The following is a 2,634-nucleotide window of genomic DNA, read 5'->3' as shown; positions in this document are numbered from 1 at the left end:
CAAGTCCTTCATCTACACGACCTCGGCCGCCTATTTCGCGACCCGCCTCTCCGGCGCCGAGCCCTATCTCAAGGGCACGCCTGAGCAGGGCCTGACCAACGACCAGATGAAGGAACTGCAGACCAAGCTCGACACGATGGGCCACGACGTCGGCGCCATCGACGGCATCCTCGGCTCCGGCACCCGCGTCGCCATCCAGAAGCAGCAGCAGCGCCTCGGCATGCCGGCCGACGGCTGGGCAACGCCCGCCCTCCTCAACGCGCTCTGAGCGCCCGCGAGAGAGCCGAAAATGACGACAAGAGCCGGGCCAAGCGCCCGGCTTTTTCGTTTTCCGATTTCGTGAGCGTTTTCAGCGGCCTGTACCACGCCTGCAATCCGCCACAGGCGTAAACGACGGGTCGCCCTTTTTTACGCTCCGTTAAAATGAGTGAATATTTTTCCGAGCGATTTTGTCGTGAAGATTCAGCGAACTAGCTTTTGTCACCAGTGAGAGATGTGACATTTTCGCCGCATCGCAGCAAAAAAAGCGCTTTCCAACCGCCACAGTCCCGACATATTATCAGCTCGTTAACGCGAGGAGACAGACATGGGACTGACACGATCCTTGAATGTCCTTTTGATCGGTGCGGCGTTTCTTTTCGTGCTGTCGATGCTTTTCATCTGACACAGGATGCCGCTTCAAACGGACTATGCCGAAACTCCTAGATAGCGCAGAGTTCATGAAACAGAAAAAGCGCAGGCCATTGCGGTCTGCGCTTTTTCAGTTCGATAGACTGTAAATGTCGCCTTGATCAGGCGGCAGCACCGGCGCTCTTGGCGGCATTGCGCTTGAAGCCGAGGTTCGTCAGAACCGCCGAGACCAGCGGCGCGCGGTTCATCGTATAGAGATGGAAATCCGAGATACCACGACGGGCCAGATCCTCGATCTGCTCGGCGGCGACATCGGCCGCGACCTTGGCGCGCTCTTCCGGCTTGTCGTCATAGCCCTCGAAGCGTTCGTCGAGAAACGCCGGGATGACCGTGCCGCAGGCGCCGGCGAAGCGCTTGAGCTGCGTCAGGTTCATGATCGGCATGATGCCGGGAACGACGGGAATGGTGATCCCGGCCGCACGCACCTTTTCCAGGTAGCGCTCGAAATTGTCGTTGTCGAAGAAGAACTGCGTCAGCGCGCGGTTGGCGCCGTTATCGGCCTTGCGCTTCAGCATGTCGATATCGGCGGCGACATCGCGGCTCTCAGGATGCTTTTCCGGATAGGCCGAAACCGAAATCTCGAAATCGCCAAGCTCGCGCAGGCCGGCGACCAGCTCCGAGGCGTTGGCGTATCCACCCGGATGCGGCGAATAGGGCGCGCCGACGCCATCGGGTGTGTCGCCACGCAGCGCCACGAAGTGCTTCACGCCAGCCTTGCGGAAGCTCTCGACGACGCTGTGCGTCTCTTCCTTGGTGGCGCCCACGCAGGTGAGGTGCGAGGCGGTGGCAAGCGGCGTGGAGCTGATGAAGCGCGACACGGTCGCCAGCGTCGGCGCCTTGGTCGTGCCGCCGGCGCCGTAGGTCACCGACACGAAGTCGGGGTTCCAGTCCTGCAACTCGCTGACGGTCTTCCAGAGCTGGCCCTCGGCCTCTTCCGACTTCGGCGGAAAGAACTCGAACGAGATGCCGATCCTGTTGCGCGCGTCCTGGTTCAAAGCCATGTCAGTCTCTCCCGGCAAATGTGGGTGCGGCGTGATCGCTCTCGGCGGAGGCCATCAGGCGCCTGGGGTCGCGCGCGAGCCAGATGGTGACTGTAAGCCCCTGCCCGCTCTCGTGCCCCGGATGAAGATCGACGACCTGCTCGATATCGAGCCCCGCCTTGCGCAGCCAGTCGGTCATCGACTGGTGCGAGAAGCCGAGACGCACATGCGCGTGGTCGTCACGAAGATATTCCAGCGTGTGAGGCGCCAGATCGATGATGACGAGCCGTCCGCCCGGGCGCAGCATGCGCGCCGCTTCCCCAATGGCGATTTCCGGCTGGTCGAAGAAGTGCAAGACCTGATGGATCGTCACCAGGTCGAAATCCTGCGCCTCGAAAGGCAGGTTCAGGATATCGGCATGGCGCACCGAAGCCTTGGTGATGCCTGTCCGGTCGAGATTGGCGCGGGCGACGCTCAGCATGTCGCGGCTAGCATCGACGCCGATCGCACGGCGGTAGAGCCCCGAGAGAAGCTCCAGGATGCGGCCGGTGCCGGTGCCGAGATCGAGCAGCGAATCGATCGGCTGGCTGCCGAGCAGCCGGATAACGGCGGCGTCGACCTCCTCGTCGGCCGCATGCAGGCGGCGAAGCTCGTCCCATTCGGCAGCGTTGCGGCTGAAATAGGCCTGCGCCCGCTCCGAGCGCTGGCGCTTGACGGCATCGAGCCGCTCGCCATCACGCAGGATGACAGGGTCGTTCTCGGAGGCATGCGCCAGAAGATTGCGCACGAAGTTCGCCGCCTTCCCTTCCTGCCGCAGCCGGAAATAGGCCCAGGCGCCCTCCTGGTAGCGATCGATGAGATCGGCTTCGCCAAGCAGCTTGAGATGGCGCGAGATACGCGGTTGGGATTGGCCGAGAATTTCGGTAAGATCGGTCACGGTCACGTCGCCGGCGGCCAGCAGCGC

Annotated in this window: 3 protein-coding genes; 1 reads left to right on the top strand and 2 read right to left on the bottom strand. The window is 62.5% G+C overall.

The genetic code is table 11. From position 1 onward, the window contains the following. Positions 1 to 268 (top strand): peptidoglycan-binding domain-containing protein (locus B3605_RS19505; protein WP_296435623.1); only part of this gene is annotated, 268 nt, incomplete at its 5' end. Between the two features lie 523 nt (positions 269 to 791). Here the strand turns inward: B3605_RS19505 and metF are convergent. Both metF and B3605_RS19495 read right to left on the bottom strand, forming a co-directional pair. Then, the gene (metF, locus tag B3605_RS19500) at positions 792 to 1,691 is read right to left on the bottom strand and encodes a methylenetetrahydrofolate reductase [NAD(P)H] (RefSeq protein ID WP_112944314.1); all 900 of its coding nucleotides are present in this window, start codon (positions 1,689 to 1,691) and stop codon (positions 792 to 794) included. A gap of 1 nt (position 1,692) precedes the next feature. Then, positions 1,693 to 2,634: ArsR/SmtB family transcription factor (locus B3605_RS19495; RefSeq protein WP_414706992.1), on the bottom strand; the 942-nt coding region annotated here is incomplete at its 5' end.

The organism is Rhizobium sp. UBA1881 (assembly GCF_002338015.1).
Classification (GTDB): domain Bacteria; phylum Pseudomonadota; class Alphaproteobacteria; order Rhizobiales; family Rhizobiaceae; genus Rhizobium.
This window is presented reverse-complemented; position numbering and strand designations above follow the sequence as displayed.

What these genes read in the sequence shown, in the direction of transcription:
- metF (WP_112944314.1), bottom strand. Translation starts at nt 1,691, where the DNA reads ATGGCTTTGAACCAGGACGCGCGCAACAGGATCGGCATCTCGTTCGAG.